The following is a 23,193-nucleotide window of genomic DNA, read 5'->3' as shown; positions in this document are numbered from 1 at the left end:
GCAAACCTATGAAACCGGGGTACGTACCCGCGAATCCTTTGTCGTGACGGCGAGCCTGTCGAGGTAGAGGAGCTGGGCCGTCACCAGGACGGCCAGCCCGACGGCCACCACGACCAGCGGTGTCGCGGCGCCGATGTCGGCGGCGGCCCGGGAGAAGCCGCCCACCTGGGCCATCTGGGCGACCGGGGCGGTGAACAGGTCGGTGTGCTGGACGACCAGGAGCGGCCACTGGACGTCGTGGGCGTTCACCAGCGTGACGGCGCCGGCCAGGATGCCCGCCATGGGCAGCGACGGCAGGAACACGCCCGAGAAGAAGTCCCTGTCGGTGCGTTCGGCCAGGCCCTTGCACAGGAGGGTCAGCACCAGCAGCGCGGGGACGCTCACCAGCAGCGGCGGGATGAGGGCGGGGAAGGTGTCGATGAGGCCGAGGTTGCGGACGTTCTGCCAGTTGGCGACGCTGAACGGGCCCGCGCCGACGAACAACCAGGGGGCGAAGATCAGCAGCAGCCACTCGCTGGCGCGGCCGAGCGGGCGCAGACCGCCGATGCCGAGGGCGGCCAGGTACGCCACGCCCACCGAGACCACTGCGCCGATGACGGCCGGGACCCAGGTGTTGACCTGGGCTCTGAGGCTGCTCGCCGCGCCCGCCCTGGAGGCCAGCACGCCGTCCATCCACGGCCAGGCGAGCACGAACGCGGCCACCACGACCACCGCTAACGCGGCGACCCCGATCGCGACGCCCGCCGGTGTGGCCGCGCGCCTCGCGGGGGCCTGCCGCGCCTTCCCGGGCTGCCCGCTCCCGGGCAGGTACGGGGACGTCACCCCACCCGCACCACCGTCGTGAGCCTCCGGGGCACCTCCCTGGGCGTGCCCCGAGTGCGGCTGAGAGCCGTGCGCACCGAAGGCGGCCCCGAAGGGGGTCTGCCCCTGGGAGCCGGAGGTGACCGCGCCTTGCGGACCGGAGGCGGCCCCGCCCTGGGCACCCCCAGGCAGGGATCCCTGCTGGCCGAAGGCGGCCTGACCGCCCTGGCCGGAGGCGGCTCCGCCGTGCGGGAAGAAAGCCGTGGGTCCCTGCTGGCCGAGGGCGGCCGGTGCCTGTGCGCCGGAGGCGAACGGTCCGTGTTGGGCGGAGGTGGGTGCGCCCGGGCCGAAGGCCGGTGGGGTCGGTGGGTCGGGGAGGTCGGGGAGGCCGGGGAGGCCGGTCTTGGGGGTGAGGGTGATGCGGAGGCCGGAGGCGGCCGCGATGATCGTGGCGGCGATGCCCAGCACGCCCAGGACCACTCCCGTGAGCGTCGCCACGGCCGCACCGAGGCCGAACTCGGCCGTTCTGAAGGCGTAGTCGTACTGGAGGCCCGCGAGCGTCTGTGTGGCGCGCTGAGGGCCGCCGCCGGTGAGCACCTGGCTGAGGGCGAACGTCTGCAGTCCGGCCGCCACGATGGCGAACGCGACGAGGACGCCCACCGCCACGGTCGCCGGCCCCGGGGTGTGACCGCGCAGGGCGGGCAGGAACGCGATGACGGCCAGCGCGCACACCAGCCCGAACGTGGCGGCGGCCACGATGAGCCGGAGCGTTCCAGGTGCGGTGGCCGGGTCGCGCAGCCCCTCGGCGAGGGCGACCAGGCCAGACTCCTCGGGCATCAGGCCGCGCAGCCAGGACGCCGCCACGGCCACCGGCGAGAACGTGACGACGGCCAGCGAGAGCAGGACGCGCCCGGTACGGCGCGGCCACGGGCCCGCCCGGTCGAGTGCCAGGGCCAGCAGCGGGCCCACCACCAACGCCACCAGCAGCGGGAACCCGACCAGCGACACCGTGAACCCCAGCGCCCGCCAGGAGGCGTCGTCGCCGAGCAGCTTGGCGTAGTTGTCGGTCCCCGCGTACGTGCTCTTCCGCAGCACGCCGCCGCTCTGGAAGCTGAGCCAGATGGTCTGCGCGGTCGGCAGCACCAGCGTGATGAGGGTGCCGACCAGCGCCGGTACGGCGAGCAGCAGGCCGACCAGCCGGGTGCCGGTTGCTGGAGGGTTGGGGGAAGTCACGTCGCCCGACCCTACGCGTCCGGCCCCCTCCCCCGCACGCCGACAGACCGTCACCTGGAGGATTCGCCGTCGCCGGATGCGAGGCGGAGGAGCGCGGCAGTAGCCGTCCCGCCTGAACGATCCCGAAGCCGGCAGGACGGCTGCGGGATCGCGGGCCCACCCCTATGAGCCGCGTGGACCAGGGAAAGGGCGGGGCCCGGACATAGGGGCAGGGCCCTGATGAAGGTCAGTCGAGGGCGGCGAGGACGTCGTCGGAGACGTCGAAGTTGGCGAAGACGTTCTGGACGTCGTCGCTGTCCTCCAGCGCCTCGATGAGCCGGAACACCTTCTTGGCCCCCTCCTCGTCGAGCGGCACGCTCATCGTCGGCAGGAAGCTGGACTCGGCCGAGTCGTAGTCGATGCCGGCGTCCTGGAGGGCCTTGCGGACCGGCACCAGGTCACTGGCCTCGGAGACGACCTCGAAGGAGTCGCCGAGGTCGTTGACCTCCTCGGCCCCGGCGTCGAGGACGGCCATGAGCACTGTGTCCTCGTCGAGCCCGTTCTTGGGCACGATCACGACGCCCTTGCGGTTGAACATGTAGGAGACGGACCCGGGGTCGGCCAGGGAGCCGCCGTTGCGGGTGAGCGCGACCCTGACCTCGGAGGCGGCGCGGTTGCGGTTGTCGGTGAGGCACTCGATGAGCACCGCGACGCCGCCGGGCGCGTAGCCCTCGTACATGATCGTCTGGTAGTCGGCGCCGCCGGCTTCGAGGCCGCCGCCGCGCTTGCGCGCCCGCTCGATGTTGTCGTTGGGCACGGAGTTCTTCTTCGCCTTGAAGATGGCGTCGAAGAGCGTGGGGTTGGCGTCCGGGTCAGGGCCACCGGTCCGTGCCGCCACCTCGATGTTCTTGATGAGCTTGGCGAACAGCTTGCCGCGCTTGGCGTCGAGTGCGGCCTTCTTGTGCTTCGTCGTCGCCCATTTGGAGTGGCCGGACATTACCTAGAGCTCCCTCACCATGTCTACGAAGTAACGGTGCACGCGTACGTCCCCGGTGAGCTCGGGGTGGAACGACGTAGCGAGCAAAGGACCTTGACGGACCGCGACGATCCTATCCCCAGGCTCGCACCTGCCCAGCACTTCGACGTCCGCGCCGATGGATTCGACCCAGGGAGCGCGGATGAACACCGCGTGCACCTGCTGTCCGGCGAAGTCGAGATCGGATTCGAAGGAGTCGACCTGGCGGCCGAACGCGTTGCGCCTGACCACCATGTCGATGCCGCCGATGGTCTGCTGGCCTGCGATGCCGTCCTCTATGCGGTCGGCCAGCATGATCATGCCGGCGCACGAGCCGTAGGCGGGCAGGCCTTCCTTGATGCGGACGCGCAGCGGTTGCAGCAGGTCGAAGGTGTCGGCGAGCTTCCACATGGTGGTCGATTCGCCGCCAGGGATGACCAGGGCGTCGACCGCGTCCAGCTCGGCGGGGCGGCGTACGGCGACGGCCGTCGCGCCCGCCTCCTGAAGCATGCGCTGATGTTCGCGCACGTCTCCCTGGAGGGCGAGTACACCGATCGTGGGCACGGGCGATCCTTCCGTCCGAGTACGGGTTTCCGACAATTCAACACCAGAACATCCCGTCGTCTTCCGACGGGGGCCCGCCGATCAGGCGCTGACCGCGACGAGCCCGGCCCCTGATCAGGGGCCGGGCTCGCGGAGAAGGGCTGCGAGGAGAGCCGTTACGGGCGTTCGGTCTCCAGGCGGACGGTGTCCTCGACCGTGATCTGCTGGAGCCGGCGCGCCGGGTCGAGCGGCCGCAGGTACGTCTGCTGCACCCCCGGCACCCGGTCCTCGACGACGAACGTGGCCCGGGTGTGGACCTCGGCGTCGGGCGTCTGGACCCGGGGCACGACCTTGAAGTCGGCCGTCAGCTGGTCGCGCTCGATCGTGGTGAGCACGTATCCGCGCTGGTTGTTGTAGAACTTCAGGTGCGGGTTGATCTGCAGGAACGGGTGCTGCGCGGGGTCGGAGTCGCCCCCGTCGCCGCCCGTCGAGATCGACGTGGTCACCAGCTCGGAGCCCACGCTGGGCCCTGTCGGGTCGTCGTAGTCGAGTTTGAGGTCGCCGGCCCAGTGGGCGTGCACGTCGCCGGTCAGCACCACGGGGTTGCGCACCCCGGCGTCGATCCAGCCCTGGGTGATGCGGCGGCGGGAGGCGGCGTAGCCGTCCCATGCGTCCTGCGAGGTGATCTTGGCGGGGCCTGGGTTGTTGTCGCGCTGGCCGAAGAAGACCTGCTGGCCCAGGATGTCCCACTGCGCGCGCGACTGGTGGAAGCCGCGCAGCAGCCACTCCTCCTGCTCGGCGCCGGTGATCGAGCGGGCGGGGTCGACGGCGGCGGGGCAGTCCTTGTAGCCGTCGCCGCAGCTCTGGTCGTCGCGGTACTGGCGGGTGTCGAGCATGTGGAAGGTGGCCATCCTGCCCCAGCGGATGCGCCGGTAGAGCTGCATGTCGATGCCGCGCGGGATCGAGGTGCGGCGCAGCGGCATGTTCTCGTAGTACGCGCGGAAGGCCGCGGCGCGCCGCTCGCGGAAGTTCGGCTGCGGCACCTCGGGCTTCTCGGGCACCTCGCCGGCCCAGTTGTTGTCCAGCTCGTGGTCGTCCCACACGACCAGCCAGGGTGCGGCGGCGTGCGCGGCCTGCAGGTCGGGGTCGGCCTTGTACTGGGCGTGGCGCTGGCGGTAGTTCGCGAGGGTCTCGCTCTCGGGGCCCTCGTGGTGGCGGACGTTGCCGCCGGGGATCGTGTAGGTGTCCCTGGTGTACTCGTACTGGTAGTCGCCGAGGTGCAGCACCAGGTCGGGGTGCTCCTCGGCGAGGCGGCGGTAGGCGGTGAAGTGGCCGTGCTCGTACTGGGCGCAGGAGACGAACGCCATGGCCAGGGCGCCGCCGTACGACAGGGGGTGCGGGGCGGTGCGGGCGCGGCCGAGCGGCGAGACGTACGGGCCGGCGCGGAAGCGGTACCAGTAGTCCCGGTCGGAGCTCAGCCCCTGCACCTCGACGTGCACGCTGTGGCCCCACTCGGGGGCGGCGACGGTGACGCCGGAGCGCACGACGCGGCGGGCCCGCTCGTCGGCGTAGATCTGCCACCGCACGGGGAAGGGCCGCTGCGGCATGCCGCCGAGACCGTCCTCGGCCAGCGGCTGCTGGGCGAGCCTGGTCCACAGCACGAACCCCTCGTGGTCGGGGTCGCCGCACGCGACGCCGAGCGTGAAGGGGTCGGTACGCAGCCCGGGAGAAGCCGTTTCTGGGTCGGCGTGCGCGGCTGCGGGGACGACGGCGGGGATGGCCGATGCGGCCCCTGCCGCTAACCCTGTGACGAGGAAGTGCCTGCGGTTCAGCTTGGACACCTGGGAGCTCCCTGTGACGATCAAGGGCGAGGACCCCCGTAGCCTGACTCAGCGGCATGACTTTGGGGTGAACGTCAGACATGAAAAAGGCGACATCCTTCACGGATGCCGCCTTTTCCGGAAATCTCCGTCGTCGCGTGACGTTCACCCGGAAGTGATCGTTTCACGCCCGCAGGCCGCTGACCTGCGCCGACACGCCGACGCTTACCAGCCGCGCTCGGCCAGGCGGTGCGGCTGCGGGATCTCGTCGACATTGAGGCCGACCATGGCCTCGCCCAGGCCACGGGAGACCTTGGCGATGACGTCGGGGTCGTCGTAGAACGTGGTGGCCTTGACGATGGCCGCCGCGCGCTTGGCCGGGTCGCCCGACTTGAAGATGCCGGAGCCCACGAACACGCCCTCGGCGCCGAGCTGCATCATCATCGCGGCGTCGGCCGGGGTGGCGATGCCGCCCGCGGTGAACAGCACGACCGGCAGCTTGCCGGTGCGCGCGACCTCGGCGACCAGCTCGTACGGGGCCTGCAGCTCCTTGGCCGCGACATAGAGCTCGTCCTCCGGCAGGGAGGTGAGCCGCTTGATCTCGGCGCGGATCGTGCGCATGTGGGTGACGGCGTTGGAGACGTCGCCGGTGCCGGCCTCGCCCTTGGAGCGGATCATGGCCGCGCCCTCGGTGATGCGGCGCATGGCCTCGCCGAGGTTGGTGGCGCCGCACACGAACGGCACGGTGAACTGCCACTTGTCGATGTGGTTGGCGTAGTCGGCCGGGGTGAGCACCTCGGACTCGTCGACGTAGTCGACGCCGAGCGACTGCAGCACCTTGGCCTCGACGAAGTGGCCGATGCGTGCCTTGGCCATCACGGGGATGGAGACGGCGGCGATGATGCCGTCGATCATGTCGGGGTCGCTCATCCTGGAGACGCCACCCTGCGCCCGGATGTCGGCGGGCACGCGCTCGAGGGCCATGACGGCGACCGCGCCGGCGTCCTCAGCGATCTTGGCCTGCTCGGGGGTGACGACGTCCATGATGACGCCGCCCTTGAGCATCTCGGCCATGCCGCGCTTGACGCGGGCGGTTCCGGTGACGGGGGTGCTTTCTGGCGTGCTGCTGGACACGGTCATCCTCACGGGCTCTCAACGGCGAATCTGTAAGTTATCAAGCCCATCGTAGGTCCTGAACGACCCCTCCCCCGACATGCCAAGATGTCAGGATTTAGCGCCGTACCTATACAGGTTTGTCAAGGTACGGCGGCTACGGAATGACGGGCTTGCGGCTGGCGAGGGCCACCCAGACCTGGCCGGGGGCGAAGTTCATCGGCTCACCGCTCATAGTGGTGAACGTCGTGCCGCTGTCCTCTGATTCCCGCTCCCACTTCGCTTTGAACGCCTTGCCGTCCCGCAGCACGATCGCCGAGCCCTTGCCCGTGGTGTGCACGAGCGGCGTGTAGCTCTGGTTCTTGTCGTGGAACTGCGAGCGCTCGGTCTTGGTGTACTGCACGACGATCGTGGGCGCGCCGAGCTGGCCGCCCTCGGCCGCCATGTCCTTCTTGCCGTCCTGCCAGATCAGCCACTGCTGCTTGGCCTCCGACCAGGCGAAGGTGAAGCGCGCGGCGGGCCACTTGACCGTGTACGACTTGCGCGGCGTCCCGCCCTCGGGGGCGTCGCCGAAGGTGAAGCCGATGTCCTTGGCCTTGCTCGCCTTGGGCGCCTTGGCCAGCAGCTGCTTGGTGTTGGCGAACAGGTTGTAGGGGGCGAAGCGGCCCGGCTGGCGGAAGTACGCGCCCGGGTTGTGCGAGTCGCCCACGTCGAACAGTGACGCCTCGGCGATGAGCGGCAGCATCTTGGTCTGCGCGCCCGAGTAGGAGAAGGCCGGCTTGCCGAACTGCGGGGCGATGTGCAGGTCGGAGATGCGCGCGCTGCGCACCGGGCCGACCTTGGCCGGCAGCTTCGAGGAGAAGATCGCCATGAGCCGGGTCAGCCCGGCCTCGACCTGCTCGATGTAGACGATGTCGGCGCTCTTGAGCCCGAGCTGCGGCTTGCCCGCCGCGGTGTTCTCGATCTTGACCGCGAGCACCGGCCTGAGCTTCTCGTACGGCTTGCCGGTGAAGGGGTGGGCGTTGACCTCCTCCTCCTGCGGCGCCTCGGCCGGCGCGTCCGTCGTGGCCTGCGGCGCGGAACCCGCCGCCGGCTCGTCGGAAGAACAGGCCGCGACGGGCAGCAGGACGGCCGCTCCCGCCAGCCAGAGGGTGATCAACCGGGGTAGCCGCACGTGCACTTCTCCTCGCTTCAGCCCGAAAACGGGATGAAGCTTACTGGCTTCCCCAAATCAGGTCATTCGGTTGCCATAGCTGCGGGCGGATTGTCATCAATCTCGAAGAATTGGGGGTATTCGGTGTGCCCGGCCAGCCGCAGGGTCCTGGCCAGCCAGCGGCGCTGCGCCGTACGCGTGACCCCGACCGCGTTGTTGTAGAACCGGCGCGAGTAGACGACCTTCGCCACCGCCGCGTCGAGCTCCTCAAGCAGCTCGCGGCCGCCGGGCGACTCCGCCAGCTTCTCCCTGAAGCGCTCCTGGTCCGCCACCGCGCGCAGCGTGCGCGACAGGTCGCTCTCGGCGTGCTCGCGCTCGTCGGGGCCCGCGGAGCGCGCCTCGTGCGCCGCCGCGGCCAGCACCAGCGACGTCGCCGGGTCGAGCAGGCGGGAGCCCGCCAGCTCCAGCACCACCGCGCGGCGCCGCATGAGCGCGGCGTCCAGCGACTCCTGGGCCAGCTCAAGGCGGATGTGCAGCCGGTCGAGGCGGCCGGCCCGCCAGGAGATGTAGACGGCCGTGAGCACCACCACGATGCCCACGATCAGCACGATCATGGTGGACGTCACAGGTCCTCCTCCACCCGCGCCGCATCACCCGCGATGCGCGTCACAGGTCCTCCTCCACGCGGCCCGCGCCGCTCGTGGTGACGGTCTCGTAGACGCGTACGACGTCGCGCGCCACCGTCGACCAGTCGTACTTCCTGACCGCCACCAGCGCCTCGGCCGCCAGCTTGGCCCGCCGCTCCGGCGCGTCGAGCAGCGCGGCGGCCTCGCGCGCCAGCGAGGCCGGGTCGCCGTTGGCGAACAGCGCGCCCGCCTGCCCGTCGCCCAGCACCCTGCGGAAGGCCGGGATGTCGCTGGCCAGCACCGTCGCCCCCGACGCCATGGCCTCGGCCAGCACGATGCCGAAGCTCTCGCCGCGGGTGTTGGGCGCGCAGAACACGTCGACCGAGTGGTACGCGCGGATCTTGTCGGCCTCGCTCACCATGCCGAGCACCGTCACGCGGTCCCTGAACTGCTTCGGCACCCGCTCGTAGACGTCCTTCTCGTCGCCTGGACCGGCGATCAGCAGCTTCACGTCGGGCCGCCGCGCCGCCAGCACGGCGAACGCGTCGAGCAGGATCGGCAGGCCCTTGCGCTCTTCGTCCATGCGGCCGAGGAAGCCGATCGTGGCGCCGTCGGGGCCCCAGCCGTCGAGCGGCTCGGCCTCGGTGTAGCGGGCGACGGTGACGCCGTTGGGGATGAGCACGGTGTCGCCGCCGAACTGCTCGACCAGGCTCTTGCGGGCCGCGTCGGAGACCGCGATACGGCCGCTCAGCTTCTCCAGCGCGCTGCGCAGCAAGGGCTCGGCCACCGCGATCGCCCGCGAGCGGGTGAAGGAGGCGTGGAAGGTGGCCACGATCGGCCCCTTGGCCGCCCAGCAGGCCAGCACGCCGAGGCTCGGGATCAGCGGCTCGTGGATGTGCAGCACGTCGAAGCCGCCCGTACGCACCCAGCGCCGCACCCGCGCGGCCGACAGGAACCCGAACGACATCCTCGCCACCGACCCGTTGTACGGCACGGGGATGGCCCGGCCCGCGCCCGTCACGTAGGGGGGCAGCTCGTCGTCGTCGGCCGCCGGCGCGATCACGGAGACGTCGTGGCCCTGCGCCATGAGCGCCTGCGCCAGGTCGTCGATGTGCTGTTTGACCCCGCCCGGCATGTCCCAGGAGTAGGGGCAGACGATGCCGACCCTCATCGGGGGTCCAGGTCGTCCAGCCAGAGCCGCTGCATCATGTGCCAGTCCTCGGGATGCTCGGAGATGCCCTTCTCGAACACGTCGGCCAGGCCCTGGGCCAGCGCCGCGACCTTCTCCTGCCGGGTGCCCTCGGCGGGCACGGGCAGCTCTTCGTGGATGTGGATGCCCCAGTCGTCGCCCACGAAGTAGACGGTGGCGGGCAGCAGCGCCGCGCCCGTCTGCACGGCCAGCAGCGGCGGCCCCGCGGGCATCTTGGTGGCGGCGCCGAAGAAGCGCACCTCGACGCCGCTCTTGGTGAGGTCGCGCTCGGCCGGCAGGCAGACCACGCCGCCCTTGCGCACCCGCATGGCGAGGGTGCCGAAGTTGTGGCCGTCGCCGCCGGTCAGCGGCAGCACCTCCATGCCGAGGCCCTCGCGGAAGGCGACGTAGCGGCGGAACAGCGACTCGGGACGCAGCCTTTCCGCGACCGTGGTGAACGGGTGGCCGACGCCCACCAGCCAGGCGCCCGCCTGGTCCCAGTTGCCCATGTGCGGCAGCGCCAGCACGACGCCGCGCCCGGCCGCCACGTTGCCGTGGATGTGCTCGGCGCCGATGACGTGGGTGCGCCGCACCACCTCGGCGCGGTCCATCTTGGGCAGGCGGAAGACCTCGTGGAAGTAGCGGAAGTAGGAGCGCATGCCCGCCCTGGTCAGCTCGCGCAGCTCGCGGCCGCCGGGGTCGAGGCCGGTCACCCTGGCCAAGTTGGACTCCAGCCGGCGTACGGACTTGCCGCGCCTGGCGTGGACCCGGTCGGCGAGGAACCGGAAGACCGCGGCCGTCGGGCGCTCGGGCAGCAGCGGCACGAGCTTCCACCCGGCCGCGAACCCGGCGGCCACGACCCGGTCGGCGAACGATGCCTTGTCGCTCATCTCTCCCCAGTCTGACGGCCGGTCTGATGGCCCGTCTGATGGCCGGTCTGTTCTCTCGTCTGCTGGTACACGATCATCACGCGCTGGCCCACCGTGATCAGGCTGGCCAGGGCGAGCAGCCACATGCCGGCCGGCAGGACGTAGGGGACGCCGAGCCCGGCGAGGAAGGCCGCGACCAGCGCCACCACCAGCCGCTCGGGCCGCTCGGCGAGCCCGACGTCAGCCGTCAGCCCGAGCCCCTCGGCCCTGGCCTTGGCGTAGGACACCAGGGTGCCGAGGATCAGGCAGGCGAGCGTCACCGAGGCCGACACGACGTCGTCGCGGCCGACGAAGTAGAGGATCAGGCCGGCGAAGATGGCGGCGTCGGCGACCCGGTCGAAGGTGGAGTCGAGGAAGGCCCCCCAGGTGCTGCCCCCCTTTCCGCCGAGCCGGGCGACCACGCCGTCGAGCAGGTCGAACAGCACGAAGACGGTGATCACGAGTGCCCCCCAGGCGAGCTGGCCCAGGGGGAAGAAGAGCAGGGCCGACACGACCGTGCCGAGGGTGCCGACCGCCGTGACGGCGTTCGGGCCTATCCCGCGGCCGGCGAGTGCCCTGCCCAGCGGGGTGAGTATCCGGGTCATGGCCGGGCGCAGGAGTTTGAGCATCGCGGTCCGATCGTAGGCCATGAAGGGCCTGACAACTTTCTTTGCCCCGGACCCCTTGTGATATCCGCCACAGGGGTATTTGGTGAACACACCGCGTCCATGCGGTTTCCGACACCCTCCGCGCGGGCGCGGCGTTGGCAGACGGACCAACGCGAAGGGAGCGACGCCGCCTGGGCCGAGGAGCGACGGGAGCGAGCTACCGGACGCGGCTGGACGGCGTCCCCCCATCGACCGAGCCGTCTCACGCGATGAGACGGGAAGCGTAGCGGGAGGCGATGTGGCGGAAAGGAACTCTGGCGGCGCCGTAGGAGCCGCGGGCAGGGCACCCGCGGCCGACAGGTGCGACGCGATACGCAATGTCGTGCTGGTCGGCCATTCAGGAGCGGGTAAGACGACCCTCGTCGAACAGCTGCTGGCCGCGACGGGCACCATCCAGCGCCCTGGACGGGTCGAGGACGGCAACACGGTCACCGACTTCGACGAGGTCGAGGTCCGGCAGCAGCGGTCCGTCAACCTCGCCGTGGCGCCGCTGGTGCACAACGGCATCAAGATCAACCTTCTCGACACCCCCGGATACGCCGACTTCGTGGGCGACCTGCGCGCCGGGCTGCGCGCGGCCGACGCGGCGCTCTTCGTGGTCTCGGCGTCCGAAGGCGTGGACGGGCTCACCCAGATGCTCTGGGAGGAGTGCTCGCAGGTGGGCATGCCGCGGGCGGTCGTCATCACCAAGATCGACCACCAGCGCGCGGACTTCGACGAGGTGCTGACCACCTGCCAGGACGTCTTCGGTGACGGCGTGGCACCGCTCTACCTCCCGGTCATCACCAACGGCCACGTCAACGGACTCATCGGGCTGCTCACCCAGAAGTACTACAACTACGCCACCGGCACCCGCGCGGAGAAGGACCCGGGCGCCGAGTACGAGACGCAGATCGAGGAGTACCGCGGCAGCCTGATCGAGGGCATCATCCAGGAGAGCGAGGACGAGTCGCTCATGGAGCGCTACCTCGAGGGTGAGCCCATCGACACCAAGGTCCTCATCGAGGACCTGGAGAAGGCCGTCGCGCGCGGCAGCTTCTACCCGGTGCTGTGCAGCGGGCTGGGCGTGGGCGCCCAGGAGATCCTGGAGCTGATGACGCAGGGCTTCCCCTCGCCGCTCGAACACCCGATGCCGGAGATCACCGACCTGTCGGGCAAGCCGGTCAAGGGCATCACGTGCGACCCCGACGGGCCGCTCGTGGCGGAGGTCGTCAAGACCACCAGCGACCCGTACGTGGGCCGCATCAGCCTCGTCCGCGTCTTCTCCGGCACGCTGCGCCCCGACATGACCGTGCACGTCTCCGGCCATGGCCTGGCCGACCGCGGGCACGAGGACCACGACGTGGACGAGCGCATCGGCACCCTGACCTGTCCGCTGGGCAAGCACCAGCGCGCCGCCGCCAAGGCGATGGCGGGCGACATCGTGGCCGTGGCGAAGCTGTCGCGCGCCGAGACCGGCGACACGCTGTCCGAGGTCGACAACCCGCTGCTGATGACGTCGTGGAGCATGCCTGAGCCGCTGCTGCCGGTGGCGATCAGGGCCAAGTCGAAGGCCGACGAGGACAAGCTGTCGCAGGCCCTCGGCAGGCTGGTGGCCGAGGACCCGACGCTGCGCCTGGAGAACAACGCCGAGACCCGCCAGCTCGTCCTGTGGTGCATGGGCGAGGCCCACACCGACGTGCTGCTCGACCGGCTGTCCAAGCGGCACGGCGTCGAGGTCGAGCGCATCGACCTTCGGGTGCCGCTGCGCGAGACGTTCGGCGGCAGGTGCCAGGCGATGGGCCGCAACGTCAAGCAGACCGGCGGCCACGGCCAGTACGCCATCTGCCACCTGGAGGTCGAGCCGCTGCCGTCGGGCGGGGGCTTCGAGTTCGTCGACAAGATCGTGGGCGGCGTGGTGCCGCGGCAGTTCATCCCGTCGGTGGAGAAGGGCGTGCGCGCGCAGATGGAGCGCGGCGTCGTCGCCGGCTATCCGATGGTGGACGTGCGCGTCACCCTGTACGACGGCAAGGCCCATTCGGTCGACTCCTCCGACATGGCCTTCCAGATCGCGGGCCAGCTCGCGCTGAAGGAGGCCGCGTCCAAGGTGCCGACGCTGCTGCTGGAGCCGGTGGACGAGATCTCGGTGCTGGTGGCCGACGACTACGTGGGCTCGGTGATGTCGGACCTGTCGTCGCGGCGCGGGCGCGTGCTCGGCACCGAGCCGGTGGGCACCGGACGTACGCTCGTCAAGGCCGAGGTGCCCGAGCTGGAGATCACGCGGTACGCCATCGACCTGAGATCCATGTCACACGGCACGGGCACGTTCACGAGGACGTTCCTGCGCTACGAACCGCTGCCGTCGAACCTCGCGAGCAAGGTGGCCGCCGCGGATTGAGCCGTTAGCTGTGCCGGGAGGGCGTTCGTCCCTCCCGGCACAGCTTTTTACTTTTGTCACGAACGTATCACGCTTTGATTGCGGTTTCCGTCCCGAGCATGCCCCCGAAGCTGTCACACTGGGTGGCACTATGCGAACTGGACGCCCACTCCTAGCCGCCGCCGCCCTCGCGATCGCCACCACCGGCGCCGCCTACGCCTTCGGCCCCGACGCCAAGCCGGGCAACGCGGCGAGCTCGAAGAAGACGGCCACCGCCGCCGCGCCCGCGGCCGCCTGCAAGCCCGACGCCCGCTACCCCAAGCGCGAGCTGCGCGGGGTGTGGATCGCCACGACGACCAACATCGACTGGCCGTCGAAGACCGGGCTGAGCAAGGCCAGGCAGCAGGCCGAATACGTGAAGATCCTCGACAGCGCCGCCAAGCGCAACTTCAACGCGGTCTTCGTGCAGGTGCGGCCCGCCTCCGACGCGCTCTACAAGTCCTCGCTGGAGCCCTGGTCGCAATACCTGACCGGCACCGCGGGCAAGGACCCCGGCTGGGACCCGCTGCCGTTCCTCATCGACGAGGCGCACAAGCGCGGCATGGAGTTCCACGCCTGGTTCAACCCCTACCGCGCCTCCTACGACGACAGCATCGCCAAGCTGCCCGCCGGGCACCCGGCGAAGAAGCACCCCGCCTGGACGGTCAAATACGGCGGCCGCCTCTACTACAACCCCGGCCTGCCCGCCGTGCGCGACCACGTGACCAAGGTCATCACCGACGTGGTCGGCCGCTACGACATCGACGGCGTGCACTTCGACGACTACTTCTACCCCTACCCGGTGGCGGGCGCGACGTTCGACGACGCCGCCGCGTTCAAGAAGTACGGCAAGGGCCAGAAGCTCGCCGACTGGCGGCGGGGCAACGTCGACAAGCTCGTCGAGCAGGTCGACTCGGCCGTGCACAAGGCGAAGAACCACGTCAAGTTCGGCATCAGCCCGTTCGGCATCTGGCGTAACACCTCCAACGACCCCAGCGGGTCCAAGACGTCCGGCATGTCCGCCTACGACGCGATCTACGCCGACGCCCGCTCCTGGATCAAGTCCGGCACCGTCGACTACGTCCTGCCGCAGCTCTACTGGCCGCGCGGGCACAAGGCGGCCGACTACCGCACGCTGGTGCGCTGGTGGTCCGACGCGGTCAAGGGCAGCGACGTGCAGCTCTGGATCGGTCAGGGCCTCTACCGCGTCGGCACCAAGGACGACAGGGCCTGGACCAAGGCCGGCGAGCTGCCCGCCCAGATCGGCCTCAACCGCGACAGCAAGCAGGTCAGCGGCGCCGTCTACTTCAGCGCCAAGCAGTTGCTGACCAACCCGCTCGGCGCGATGGACCGGGTCGCCAAGACCCACTACAGCCGTCCGGCGCTGCAGCCGCTGATGAAGGAGCGCGGCGGCCAGGCTCCCGCCGCGCCCGCGGGCGTCAAGGCGTCCGGCGCGCAGCTGTCGTGGAAGCCGTCCGACGGGGCCCGCGGCTACGCCGTCTACCAGGTGCCGAAGTCCGGCAAGGACTGCCGCACCACCGACGCGCGCAACCTGGTGGCCGTGGTGAGCGACCCCTCCTATGCCGCGAAGTCGGCCGGCACCTACCTGGTGACCGCGCTCGACCGGCTGCACAACGAGAGCAAGGCGGTCAAGGTGAAGGTGGACGCGACCTGACGCTTCGCCTGCTGAGCCGTTGAGGGCCGGTCCCCGTGACGGGGACCGGCCCTTTCGCCGTTCTCCCGCGTATGGGAGTGACCCGTGAGAGGGTGGTCACGTCCTGTGACGCGGCCGGGACCGTGGCCGTGCCACAGTGCCTCAGTAGGCGAGCGCGGGAGGTCATCGGCGTGTGGCGCGCTTTGGTCGTACTGGCCGTTCTGGCCGGTCAGGTGCTGGCCGCCCAGGCGGCGTCCGCCACCGAGCCGCCCGCCGGGCGAGTGGCGCTCATCGGGGTGCCTGGGCTGCATTGGAACGATCTCACCCCGGACGACACGCCCAACCTGTGGGAGCTGGCCAGGACGAGCGCCGTCGGCTCGCTGTCGGTCCGTACGGTCGGCAGCGTCACCTGCCCCTACGACGGCTGGCTGACGGTCTCGGCGGGCACCAGGTCCGCCAGCGGCTACGCGTGCGGCGCTCCCCCGCTCCCGCAGGCCGGCGGCGAGGGCGCCGTCATCCCCGGCTACCGCTACCTCATCGATGTGGCGGGCCAGCGGAGCGCCGGCACGCTCGGCGAGACGCTCAGGGCGGCCGGCCGGTGCTCGATCGCGATCGGCCCCGGCGCCGCGCTGGCCCTGGCCGACCGGCACGGCGCGGTGGCCCGCTACCACGACTCCCCGCTCCGCGTCGGCACCGCGGACCTGGCCCGCTGCCCCCTGGTCGCCATGGACGTCGACGACCTCATCCGCCCCTACCTGACCGCCGAAGGCGCTGGAGCGGGGGCGAGGGCGGGGGCGAGGGCGGCCACCGGCGCAGGGGCGGGGGCGGCCACCGGCGCAGGGGCGGGGGCGGCCACCGGCCCAGGCGCAGGGGCGGGGGCGGCCACCGGCCCAGGCGCAGGGGCGGGGGCGGGCACCGGCGCAGGGGGCGGCGCTGAGGTCGGTGAGGGTGGCCGGCTTCCCCGGGTGCCGGACAAGCTGTCCGCCGCCGATCGGCGTGACGCGCTTCAGCTCGCCGATGCCAAGGCGGGCGCGCTGCTGTCGGTGCTGCCCGCGGGCACGACGGTGCTGCTGGCCGGGCTGTCGGACCACGGGTCCGTGCCGCACCTGCGGGTGGCCGCGATGCGCGCGCCAGGCACGGAGGGGCACCTGCTGGGCGCGGCCTCCACCCACCGCGAGGACATCTCGATCCTCACCGACCTGACCGCCACCGTGCTGAGCGAGCTGGGCGTGCCGGTGCCCGCCACGGTCGTGGGCACGCCGCTGCGTGTCGGCCCGGCCGGCGCCACGATCGCGGACCTGCGCAGGGACGACGCCACCGCCCAGTCCATCAGGTCCGTCAAGGGCGTCTACTTCACCGTGGTGGCCGTGCTGCAGGTGGCGTTCTACCTGGCGGCGTTCCTGCTGCTGCGCCGGCGCAGGGGCCTGTCGCCGGTACGCGTGGCCGCCGTCGCGCTGGCCGCCCTGCCCGTCTCCAGCTATCTGGTCAACCTGCTGCCGTGGACGGGCCTGCCGCAGCTCGTCGGCGGCGTGCTGGCGTGGGCGGCGGCGGTGACGGCGGTGGCGTTCGCCGGCCCGTGGCGGCGAAGGCCGCTCGGCCCCCCGGCCGTGGTGGCCGGGGTGACCGCGCTGACGCTCGCCGGCGACCTGCTGACCGGCACGACGCTGCAGCTCAACAGCGTCATGGGGTACGGCGCCGACGTCGGAGCCCGCTACTACGGGCTGGGCAACATCCCGTTCGCGCTGCTGGCGACCGGCACGCTGCTGGCCGCCACCGTCATCGCGCACCGCTGGCCGGGCCGGGCGGGCGTGGGCGCGATCGTCACGCTGGGCGCGTTCGCGATGGTGCTGGGCGGCTCGGGGCTGGGCAGCGACTTCGGCGGCGTGATCGCGTTCGTGCCCGGCATCGCGGTGACCGCGCTCATCCTGTCCGGCCGCCGGGTCTCCCTGGTGAAGCTGGGCGCCTGCTGCGCGGCCGGCGGCGTGACCGTGATGGGCTTCGCCTGGCTCAACCACCTGCGGCCGCCGAGCGAGCAGTCGCACCTCGGCAGGTTCGTGGGGCAGGTGCTGACCGGGGAGGCGCTCGACGTCATCTGGCGCAAGCTGCACGCCATGCTGGCCACCCTGCTCAGCCCGAACCTGATGCCGATCGTGATCGCCGCCGCGGCGTTCCTCGGCTACGCGATCCTGCGGCCCGAGCAGGCGTCGGCGGGGGTGGTGCCGGCCGCGTTCGAGCACTCCCCCGCGCTGCGCGCCGGCCTCATCGGCACGCTCGTCAGCGGGGTCGTCGGCATGCTGGTCAACGACTCGGGCGCGGCGGTGCTGTCGATGGCGCTCGCGCTGGCCGTACCGCTGCTGCTGGCCACCGGCATCGGCGCGCTGCCCGCGGCCGGGCGGTCGCGCCCGTCAGTCCCAGGCGTCGGCGAGCAGCTGGCGGGTGTCACGAAGTAGCTGCGGCAGCACCTTCGTCTGCGCGACGACCGGCATGAAGTTGGTGTCGCCGCCCCAGCGGGGCACGACGTGCTGGTGCAGGTGCGCCGCGATGCCGGCGCCCGCGACGTGGCCGAGGTTCATGCCGACGTTGAAGCCCTGCGCGCCGCTCGCCTTGCGCAGCGCCCGCAGCGAGCGCTGTGTGAAGTCGCCCAGCTCCGCCACCTCCGCCGCGTCCAGCTCGTCGTAGTCGGACACGTGACGGTAGGGCACCACCATCAGATGGCCCGAGTTGTACGGGTAGAGGTTGAGCACGGCGTACACCACCTGCCCGCGCTTGACGATCAGGCCCTCCTCGTCGGTCATCTTCGGGATGGCGTCGAACGGGCACCCGTCGCCGGGCCCGGTGCCGGTCGGTTTGTTCTCGCCCTTGATGTAGGCCATCCGATGCGGGGTCCACAGCCGTTCGAAGTTGTCGGGGGACCCTGCCCCTGCCTGATCGTGCATATCTAGCAGCATAGGACCCCGGACAAACCGGGTCTTCTTCCGGCACAATCCTGTGCACCCCCAACAGGAGGACGCGATGAGTGAAGCCCTGGCCGAACAGGTGGCCGAACAGACCGCCCCACCCGCCGACCCACCCTCCGAAGGCTCCCGAGGCAGCGAGCCGTCGTACATAGAGGCGCCGACCGCCGATGCCGCCGTCAAGGGGCGGATCAAGGTGGCCGACGAGGTCGTGGAGAAGGTCGCCGCGCTGGCCGCCCTGGAGGTGCCGGGCGTCGCCGACCTCGGCGGGGATCTGGTGCGGGCCTTCGAGTCCGTACGCGACCGCATCGGCATCGGCTCCCGCCGCAGCAACCAGGGTGTCAGCGCGCAGATCCAGGACCGCCAGGTGGCGGTCAGCCTGACGATCGTGGTCGAGTACGGTCACGTGGTCATGGACGTCGCCTCCGAGGTCAAGACGAACGTGGCGCGGACCGTCAGCCGGATGCTCGGCATGCGCGTCACCGAGGTCAACGTCACGGTGGACGACGTCCGTCTCCCCGGGGAGGGCCGCTCCGCTCCCCGCGAGGCCCCCGAGGACGACGCCTCCCCGGAGTCCTGACACCCTCCCGGCGGGCGGCTGCCAGGATGGCGGGTATGACCGATCAGCTTGAACCCATGCCCGAGGACTGGCAGCGCGCCCTGGCCATCGTGGCGCACCCCGACGACCTCGAATACGGCTGCGCGGCGGCGGTGGCGACCTGGACCGACGCGGGCCGCGACGTCGCGTACGTGATGGTGACCAGGGGCGAGGCGGGCATCGACACGCTCGCCCCCGCCGAGGCGGGGCCGCTGCGGGAGCGCGAGGAGCGGGCGAGCGCGGCGGTCGTCGGAGTGAGCAGCGTGGAGTTCCTCGACCACGCCGACGGGGTGATCGAGTACGGCACCCGGCTCCGGCGCGACCTCGCCACCGCCATCCGCCGGCACCGCCCTGAGCTCGTCATCACACTGAACTTCGACGACACCTGGGGCGGCACGATCTGGAACACCCCCGACCACCGCGCCGTCGGCCGCGCCACGATGGACGCCGTCGGCGACGCCGGCAACCGCTGGATCTTCCCCGACGCGGGCCCCGAGCCCTGGAACGGCGTCCGCTGGATCGCCGTGGCAGGCTCCGACACCCCCACCCACGCCGTGGACGTCACCCAGGGCCTGGAGCGCGGCGTCCGCTCCCTCACGGAACACCGCACCTACATCGAAGCCCTCCAGCCCGGCACCGACCCCGAGAAATACGCCCGCGACTTCCTCGAAGGCTCGGCGCACGACGAGGCCTCCCGGTTCGGCGGCACCCCCGCCGTCTCCTTCCGCCTCTACCCCCGCTGAGGCTCCTGGCAAAGGGGGCACGCCCAGAGGGCACCCGCCAGAAGCACCGCCCAGAGGGCACCCGCCGGGAACACCGCCCTCCCTTGAAAAGCGTCAGCCTCCCTCTGAGAGGGAGGCTGAGGCTTCGGTGGGGTCAGACCTGGATGCGGCGCTCCACGGCGCTGACGATCTCGGCGATGGCGTCTTCGATCGGGACGCCGTTCTTCTGCTCGCCGCTGCGGTAGCGGAACGAGACCGCGCCGTTGGCGATGTCGTCGTCGCCGGCCAGGAGCATGAACGGCACCTTGGCCTTCTGCGCGTTGCGGATCTTCTTCTGCATGCGGTCGTCGGCCGCGTCGACCTCGATCCGGACGCCGCTCGCGCGCAGCCGCTTGGCGACGTCGTGCAGGTAGGGGACGTGGGCCTCGGCGATCGGGATGCCGACCACCTGGACCGGGGCGAGCCAGGGCGGGAAGGCGCCGGCGTAGTGCTCGGTGAGCACGCCCAGGAAGCGCTCGACGGAGCCGAACAGCGCCCGGTGGATCATCACCGGGGTCTGCCGGGAGCCGTCGGCGGCCTGGTATTCGAGGCCGAAGCGCTTGGGCTGGTTGAGGTCGAGCTGGATGGTGGACAGCTGCCAGGTGCGGCCGATGGCGTCTCTGGCCTGGACGGAGATCTTGGGGCCGTAGAAGGCCGCGCCGCCCGGGTCGTCGACGAGCTCGAGGCCGGACTCGGTGGCCACCTGGCGCAGCGCGTCGGTGGCCTCCTGCCACTCGGCCGGGTCACCGATGAACTTCTCGGAGTCGTCGCGGGTCGACAGCTCGAGGTAGAAGTCGTTGAGCCCGAAGTCGCGCAGCACGCTCAGCACGAACCGCAGCAGCGACTTGATCTCGTCGGCCATCTGCTCGCGGGTGGTGTAGATGTGGGCGTCGTCCTGCGTCATGCCGCGCACGCGGGTGAGGCCGTGGACGACGCCGGACTTCTCGTAGCGGTAGACCGAGCCGAACTCGCACAGCCGCAGCGGCAGCTCGCGGTAGGAGCGCCCGCGCGCCCTGAAGATCAGGTTGTGCATCGGGCAGTTCATCGGCTTGACGCGGTATTCGGTGCCCTCGAGCTCGAAGGCGGGGAACATGTCGTCGGCGTACCACGGCAAGTGGCCGGAGGTCTCGAACAGCGACGACTTGGTGATGTGGGGCGTGTTGACGAACTCGTAGCCCGCCTCGGCCTGCCGCCTGCGCATGTAGTCTTCCATCTCCTTGCGGATGATCCCGCCCTTGGGATGGAAGATCGGCAGGCCGCTGCCCAGCTCGGGTGGGAAGCTGAACAGGTCGAGCTCGGCGCCCAGCTTGCGGTGGTCGCGCTTTTCGGCCTCTTCGAGCAGCTTGAGGTATTCGTCCTGCTTGTCGCGGGACTCCCACGCGGTGCCGTAGATGCGCTGCAGCTGCGGGTTCTTCTCGCTGCCCCGCCAGTAGGCGCCGCCGGAGCGCATGAGCTTGAAGGCCGGGATGGACCGGGTGGAGGGCACGTGGGGCCCGCGGCACAGGTCCTTCCAGCGCAGCTCGCCGCTCTTGGGGTCGAGGTTGTCGTAGATGGTGAGCTGACCCGCCCCCACCTCGACCGACTCCTCCTGGTCGGCGCCGCCCTTGAGCCCGATCAGCTCCAGCTTGTAGGGCTCGGCCGCCAGCTCGGCCCGCGCCTCGTCGTCGGAGACGGGCCGGCGGGAGAACAGCTGCCCCTGCTTGACGATCTCGCGCATGCGCTTCTCGATGCGCTTGAGGTCGTCGGGGTTGAACGCCTGGGCGACGTCGAAGTCGTAGTAGAAGCCGTTGTCGACGGGCGGCCCGATGCCCAGCTTGGCCTCGGGGAACAGCTCCTGCACCGCCTGCGCCATGACGTGGGCGGTGGAGTGGCGGACGATGGACCGGCCGATCTCGCTGGAGACCTCGACGGGCTCGACCGCGTCGCCGTCGGACAGCGGATGGGCGAGGTCGCGGGGCTCGCCGTTGACCAGGGCGGCGATGACGGTGCGGCCGTCGGCCTCGAGCGCCTCACCGGCCGTCGTGCCGGCCGCGACCACACGCTCGGCTCCGGCGAGGGTGATGCGTAGCTCGGCTGACACGGTGACTCCTCGTGGATCGCGCTCGATGCCCGGCACCGAGGCAGGGTTCGGTGATGAGAACACCGATGCTATCGCGGGTGAAACCCCAGCTTTGTCAGCTCCTGCCGTGATCCGTGGAAGACGTTGCGGTCGACGGGGCTGCTGGCGTACTGGTGAATGGTCCAGTCGCGCCAGGGCCTGGGCACGGAAGGACGGCCGCGGGGGCTGTGCGGGCTGGCGATCCACAGGGGGTATTCCGCCAGCCCGGCGCAGTGGCCGCCGCGCGCGAACGCGTTGAAGGTGTAGATGAACGGCCGCACGCCGCCGTGCCGTTCGACGTAGTGGCACCAGCGGCGCGCGAAGCGGGCCACCCGCTCGGGCCGCGCGCCGTCGTTGGTCTCCAGGTCGAGCGCGACCAGGTCGCCGCGGCGGAGCCCGCCGGCCGACTGGATCACCCGCAGGAAGTGGCGGGCCTGCTCGATGGGGTCGCCCTTGGGCCTGGCGAAGTGGTAGGCGCCGCAGACGATCCAGCTCTCCCGCATGCCGTTCCAGTTGCGGGCGAACCACTTGTCGGTGAAGTCGCCGCCCTCGCTCGCCTTGGCGAAGGCGAAGGCGACCCCGGCCTCGGCATGACCTGCCCAGTCGACGGTGCCCTGCCAGTTGGACACATCAATGCCATGTAGCACGCTCTTCACCTTGTCGGATCTTATGGGGACGCCGGGCGCTCAGCTCTTCGCCGCGCCGGTCAGCAGGTCGAGTGTGCGCTGCCGGCCGGCGAACGGCGAGGCCACGAAGTCGGTCACCCCGGCCTGCCTGAGCTGGTCGAGCCTGGCGAGCACGGTGTCCTCGTCACCGACGACGGCGACGTCGCCGGGAGTCGCCGCGCCCTCCCTGTCGAGCATGGCACGGTAGCTGGGCAGCGTCCCGTACACCGAGAAGATCTCGTTGGCGCGGGCGACGGCGCCCTCGGGGTCGTCGGTGACGCTGATGGGCAGCGAGCAGACGATGCGCGGCTCAGGACGGCCGGCCTCGGCCGCGGCGGCCCTGATGGTCGGCGCGATGTGCTCGGCGATCGTCTTCGGCCCCGTCATCCAGAGCACGGTGCCGTCGGCGACGGTGCCGGCGAGCTTGAGCATGCGGGGGCCGAGCGCGGCCACGAGCACGGGCAGGCCCGCGCCCGGCGTGCCGAGCTTCAGCTCGGCCTTGAGCGTCTCGCCCTGGTACGACACCTGCTCGCCGCGCGAGAGCGGCAGCAGGATGTCCAAGTACTCCTTCATGTGCCTGCCGGGCCGCTCGAAGCTGTAGCCGTAGACGCCCTCGATGACGACCTGGTGCGACAGGCCGATGCCGAGTGTGAACCGGCCGCCCAGTGCGGCGTTGGCGGTCATGGCCTGCTGGGCGAGCACGGCCGGGTGGCGCGGGTAGGTGGGCACGACCGCGGTGCCGAGCTCAAGAGGCGGGGCCTGCACGCCGGCCGCCGTCAGGGCGGTGATGGCGTCGAGGCCGAAGATGTTGGACAGCCAGGCCGAGGTGAAGCCGCGCTCGGCGGCGCCGGCGATCTGGTCGCGCAGGCCGGTGATGGGGTCACCGTCTTTGGCGGACTCCGAGAGCAGGATGCCGTATCGCATGGAACAGAACTCCGTTCTAGTGACTGAGGCGAATGTATCCCCCCACGCCGCCACGCGATCACCCGCCGGGCCGCTCCCCGTTTGTAAAGTGACCTA

General features: G+C 71.0%; 19 protein-coding genes. 5 read left to right on the top strand and 14 right to left on the bottom strand.

Annotated features, from left to right (window positions below):
- Window positions 1-6: 6 nt before the first annotated feature.
- The 10 genes from AB0K28_RS23775 to pgsA form a co-directional block, all read right to left on the bottom strand.
- Window positions 7-2,034: a sugar ABC transporter permease gene (locus AB0K28_RS23775; protein WP_364373678.1), complete on the bottom strand. Its 2,028-nt coding sequence runs from the start codon at window positions 2,032-2,034 to the stop codon at window positions 7-9.
- 226 nt (window positions 2,035-2,260) lie between these two features.
- The gene (locus tag AB0K28_RS23770; protein WP_345386349.1) at window positions 2,261-3,010 is read right to left on the bottom strand and encodes a YebC/PmpR family DNA-binding transcriptional regulator; all 750 of its coding nucleotides are present in this window, start codon (window positions 3,008-3,010) and stop codon (window positions 2,261-2,263) included.
- 3 nt (window positions 3,011-3,013) lie between these two features.
- Window positions 3,014-3,592, bottom strand: coding sequence for a pyridoxal 5'-phosphate synthase glutaminase subunit PdxT (pdxT, locus tag AB0K28_RS23765; RefSeq protein WP_345386351.1), 579 nt, complete (start codon window positions 3,590-3,592; stop codon window positions 3,014-3,016).
- 155 nt (window positions 3,593-3,747) lie between these two features.
- The gene (locus tag AB0K28_RS23760; protein WP_364373674.1) at window positions 3,748-5,412 is read right to left on the bottom strand and encodes an alkaline phosphatase D family protein; all 1,665 of its coding nucleotides are present in this window, start codon (window positions 5,410-5,412) and stop codon (window positions 3,748-3,750) included.
- Window positions 5,413-5,616: 204 nt separating this feature from the next.
- A complete protein-coding gene (gene pdxS / locus AB0K28_RS23755; protein WP_345386354.1) occupies window positions 5,617-6,531 on the bottom strand; it encodes a pyridoxal 5'-phosphate synthase lyase subunit PdxS in 915 nt (304 codons plus the stop codon).
- 130 nt (window positions 6,532-6,661) lie between these two features.
- Window positions 6,662-7,678 (bottom strand): DUF3048 domain-containing protein, encoded by a 1,017-nt coding sequence (locus AB0K28_RS23750; RefSeq protein WP_364373671.1) that lies wholly within the window; start codon window positions 7,676-7,678, stop codon window positions 6,662-6,664.
- Between the two features lie 62 nt (window positions 7,679-7,740).
- Window positions 7,741-8,283 (bottom strand): hypothetical protein, encoded by a 543-nt coding sequence (locus tag AB0K28_RS23745; protein WP_364373669.1) that lies wholly within the window; start codon window positions 8,281-8,283, stop codon window positions 7,741-7,743.
- Between the two features lie 40 nt (window positions 8,284-8,323).
- Entirely contained in the window at window positions 8,324-9,454 is a 1,131-nt protein-coding gene (locus tag AB0K28_RS23740) for a glycosyltransferase family 4 protein (RefSeq protein WP_364373666.1), read from the bottom strand.
- Window positions 9,451-10,362 carry a phosphatidylinositol mannoside acyltransferase gene (locus tag AB0K28_RS23735; protein WP_345386358.1) on the bottom strand — a complete coding sequence of 304 codons (912 nt, stop codon included), beginning with the start codon at window positions 10,360-10,362 and terminating at the stop codon, window positions 9,451-9,453. The genes AB0K28_RS23740 and AB0K28_RS23735 overlap by 4 nt, the downstream gene beginning before the upstream one ends.
- Complete coding sequence (gene pgsA, locus AB0K28_RS23730) at window positions 10,359-11,030, bottom strand: phosphatidylinositol phosphate synthase (protein WP_364373663.1); 672 nt, start codon at window positions 11,028-11,030, stop codon at window positions 10,359-10,361. Before pgsA ends, AB0K28_RS23735 begins: the two co-directional genes overlap by 4 nt.
- 256 nt (window positions 11,031-11,286) lie before the next feature.
- On the opposite strand from pgsA, the gene AB0K28_RS23725 reads away from it, so the two are divergent.
- The 3 genes from AB0K28_RS23725 (at window position 11,287) to AB0K28_RS23715 (ending at window position 17,547) form a co-directional block, all read left to right on the top strand.
- The gene (locus AB0K28_RS23725; protein ID WP_364373660.1) at window positions 11,287-13,425 is read left to right on the top strand and encodes an elongation factor G-like protein EF-G2; all 2,139 of its coding nucleotides are present in this window, start codon (window positions 11,287-11,289) and stop codon (window positions 13,423-13,425) included.
- A 130-nt stretch (window positions 13,426-13,555) separates the two neighbouring features.
- Window positions 13,556-15,118: a family 10 glycosylhydrolase gene (locus AB0K28_RS23720; RefSeq protein WP_345386362.1), complete on the top strand. Its 1,563-nt coding sequence runs from the start codon at window positions 13,556-13,558 to the stop codon at window positions 15,116-15,118.
- Window positions 15,119-15,288: 170 nt separating this feature from the next.
- Entirely contained in the window at window positions 15,289-17,547 is a 2,259-nt protein-coding gene (locus AB0K28_RS23715) for a hypothetical protein (protein ID WP_364373657.1), read from the top strand.
- Here the strand turns inward: AB0K28_RS23715 and AB0K28_RS23710 are convergent.
- Window positions 17,503-18,033, bottom strand: a complete 531-nt coding sequence (locus tag AB0K28_RS23710; RefSeq protein WP_364373654.1) for an HIT domain-containing protein — start codon at window positions 18,031-18,033, stop codon at window positions 17,503-17,505. The genes AB0K28_RS23715 and AB0K28_RS23710 overlap by 45 nt on opposite strands.
- Window positions 18,034-18,109: 76 nt before the next feature.
- On the opposite strand from AB0K28_RS23710, the gene AB0K28_RS23705 reads away from it, so the two are divergent.
- Both AB0K28_RS23705 and AB0K28_RS23700 read left to right on the top strand, forming a co-directional pair.
- Entirely contained in the window at window positions 18,110-18,631 is a 522-nt protein-coding gene (locus AB0K28_RS23705) for an Asp23/Gls24 family envelope stress response protein (protein ID WP_364373652.1), read from the top strand.
- Between the two features lie 35 nt (window positions 18,632-18,666).
- Window positions 18,667-19,392, top strand: a complete 726-nt coding sequence (locus AB0K28_RS23700) for a PIG-L deacetylase family protein (protein WP_364373649.1) — start codon at window positions 18,667-18,669, stop codon at window positions 19,390-19,392.
- A gap of 133 nt (window positions 19,393-19,525) precedes the next feature.
- Here the strand turns inward: AB0K28_RS23700 and thrS are convergent, their stop codons facing one another.
- Genes thrS through AB0K28_RS23685 form a run of 3 tightly spaced genes read right to left on the bottom strand, consistent with a single transcriptional unit; the run spans window position 19,526 to window position 23,097 of the window.
- On the bottom strand, window positions 19,526-21,517 hold the full coding sequence (thrS, locus tag AB0K28_RS23695; protein WP_345409254.1) for a threonine--tRNA ligase: 1,992 nt from the start codon (window positions 21,515-21,517) through the stop codon (window positions 19,526-19,528).
- 41 nt (window positions 21,518-21,558) lie between these two features.
- Complete coding sequence (locus tag AB0K28_RS23690) at window positions 21,559-22,155, bottom strand: GH25 family lysozyme (protein ID WP_364373646.1); 597 nt, start codon at window positions 22,153-22,155, stop codon at window positions 21,559-21,561.
- 39 nt (window positions 22,156-22,194) lie between these two features.
- Window positions 22,195-23,097 carry an LLM class F420-dependent oxidoreductase gene (locus AB0K28_RS23685; protein WP_364373643.1) on the bottom strand — a complete coding sequence of 301 codons (903 nt, stop codon included), beginning with the start codon at window positions 23,095-23,097 and terminating at the stop codon, window positions 22,195-22,197.
- Window positions 23,098-23,193: the final 96 nt, after the last annotated feature.

The organism is Nonomuraea sp. NPDC049504, from assembly GCF_040676845.1.
GTDB classification, from domain to species: Bacteria; Actinomycetota; Actinomycetes; order Streptosporangiales; family Streptosporangiaceae; genus Nonomuraea; species Nonomuraea salmonea.
The sequence above is the reverse complement of the archived record's forward strand: the minus strand, read 5'-3'. Positions and strand labels throughout refer to the sequence as shown.

Bases quoted from the DNA above. Each gene is read 5' to 3' on its own strand.
- AB0K28_RS23770 (WP_345386349.1), bottom strand. From the start codon at position 3,010: ATGTCCGGCCACTCCAAATGGGCGACGACGAAGCACAAGAAGGCCGCA.
- pdxS (WP_345386354.1), bottom strand. From the start codon at position 6,531: ATGACCGTGTCCAGCAGCACGCCAGAAAGCACCCCCGTCACCGGAACC.
- AB0K28_RS23740 (WP_364373666.1), bottom strand. From the start codon at position 9,454: ATGAGGGTCGGCATCGTCTGCCCCTACTCCTGGGACATGCCGGGCGGG.
- AB0K28_RS23735 (WP_345386358.1), bottom strand. From the start codon at position 10,362: ATGAGCGACAAGGCATCGTTCGCCGACCGGGTCGTGGCCGCCGGGTTC.
- pgsA (WP_364373663.1), bottom strand. From the start codon at position 11,030: ATGGCCTACGATCGGACCGCGATGCTCAAACTCCTGCGCCCGGCCATG.
- AB0K28_RS23720 (WP_345386362.1), top strand. From the start codon at position 13,556: ATGCGAACTGGACGCCCACTCCTAGCCGCCGCCGCCCTCGCGATCGCC.
- AB0K28_RS23710 (WP_364373654.1), bottom strand. From the start codon at position 18,033: ATGCACGATCAGGCAGGGGCAGGGTCCCCCGACAACTTCGAACGGCTG.
- AB0K28_RS23705 (WP_364373652.1), top strand. From the start codon at position 18,110: ATGAGTGAAGCCCTGGCCGAACAGGTGGCCGAACAGACCGCCCCACCC.
- AB0K28_RS23700 (WP_364373649.1), top strand. From the start codon at position 18,667: ATGACCGATCAGCTTGAACCCATGCCCGAGGACTGGCAGCGCGCCCTG.
- AB0K28_RS23685 (WP_364373643.1), bottom strand. From the start codon at position 23,097: ATGCGATACGGCATCCTGCTCTCGGAGTCCGCCAAAGACGGTGACCCC.